The sequence below is a fragment of the Pseudomonas meliae genome, from assembly GCF_001400515.1.
In the GTDB taxonomy this organism is placed as follows: Bacteria; Pseudomonadota; Gammaproteobacteria; order Pseudomonadales; family Pseudomonadaceae; genus Aquipseudomonas; species Aquipseudomonas amygdali.
The window spans coordinates 1-1,218 of record NZ_LJQT01000318.1 but is presented as its reverse complement, the minus strand read 5'-3'; the positions used below and the strand labels follow the sequence as shown (position 1 = coordinate 1,218).

The window sequence follows — 1,218 nt, the reverse complement described above, 5'->3', positions numbered from 1 at the left end:
TTTGCAGCGCCTCCCTAAGGGTAATTCACCATGTCTTGGGCAGATCGAGCGGCACCAATTGTTGCAGAGGCCATTCGCAATGTAGGTCGGCATGACATGCCTGAGCTGCGCAAAGCGTTGATCGAGGCTTGCCTCGGAGTTAATGATAGCTGAAGGTGTACCCGAGACGGATGCAATGAAAAGATCAGGGGTAAGTCATTGGGATCAATCGTTTATGTCAAGGTTTAGCCAGAAATGGCCACCGCTGCCTACCGAACAGGATGAACGCTGATATATAGATAGGAAAATCGTATGCTCCTTCTGACTCGCCGCGAAGGTGAAAATATTATGATTGGCGAAGGAATTCAGATCCAAGTCCTAAGCGTTTCAGAGGATACTGGGGATGTACTTATCCAGATTGAAGCTGCAGATGCCGTCGAGGCCCAGAGCAGAAACGTTGATAACGAAATGACCGATGGCAAGCCTGGTTCTGTTATTACTCATAAGCGCCGGTGGCGCTCGTTGGTCACTCGATAGGAAGTTTGAATGACCAACCATGTCAGGAGCACAAGATGGCATTGATGAGCGTTGAGCAACTGCTGGATCAAGCTGAGGACGAGTACATGAGCGTAGACCAGCTGGCCTTTTTCAAAGATCGGTTGGAGGTCAAAGCCGCAGAGCTTCGTGATCGCTTGCTCAGCTATCAGACCAGTTGCGAGATCGAGCGTCATTCGGACGAAGCAGACTTCGCTTCCGATGAGGAAAACAGAGCGGTGGCAGCAAGCATGATAGAAAGGGACAGACAGACGTTGAGGCATGTGCTTAAGGCCCTGGAAATTCTCGCTCTGGGCGACTACGGTTTTTGTCAGGAGACTGGCGAGGCCATAGGCCTAAAACGCCTGCTACTGGTCCCCGAGTCGTTGTACTCGGTCGAATCGATGCGGGTGCTGGAGGCCAAGGGGATGCACCAACGCCAGGTGGCCTAGTAAAGTCGCCGCAGCGAAGTGATCCAGGAGAATTGCGATGACTGCAAAAAGTGCCGAGCGCGATGTGGCTATCTCAGAGCTTGCCAACCATTTGGAGCGTGATCTAATGCCTTGTCCAGCAGGGCGTACCGCACTGCTGACGTGGATAGAAAAAAAGCTGGCTCACATAGCACTCAATCCTGTACCCACAGCCGCTGATGCTACGTGGTTGATCGAAAGCGCTTATATCCAATGGGCCGCTGCACAGCCAAAG

General features: G+C 52.1%; 3 protein-coding genes. All 3 read left to right on the top strand.

Annotated features, from left to right (window positions below; all coding sequences use genetic code 11):
* Positions 1 to 291: 291 nt before the first annotated feature.
* On the top strand, positions 292 to 516 hold the full coding sequence (locus ALO64_RS14915; RefSeq protein ID WP_044345858.1) for a carbon storage regulator: 225 nt from the start codon (positions 292 to 294) through the stop codon (positions 514 to 516).
* Positions 517 to 551: 35 nt separating this feature from the next.
* The gene (locus ALO64_RS14910) at positions 552 to 965 is read left to right on the top strand and encodes a TraR/DksA family transcriptional regulator (RefSeq protein ID WP_044345859.1); all 414 of its coding nucleotides are present in this window, start codon (positions 552 to 554) and stop codon (positions 963 to 965) included.
* A 37-nt stretch (positions 966 to 1,002) separates the two neighbouring features.
* A partial coding sequence (locus ALO64_RS14905; RefSeq protein ID WP_054083410.1) for a hypothetical protein occupies positions 1,003 to 1,218 on the top strand: 216 nt, incomplete at its 3' end.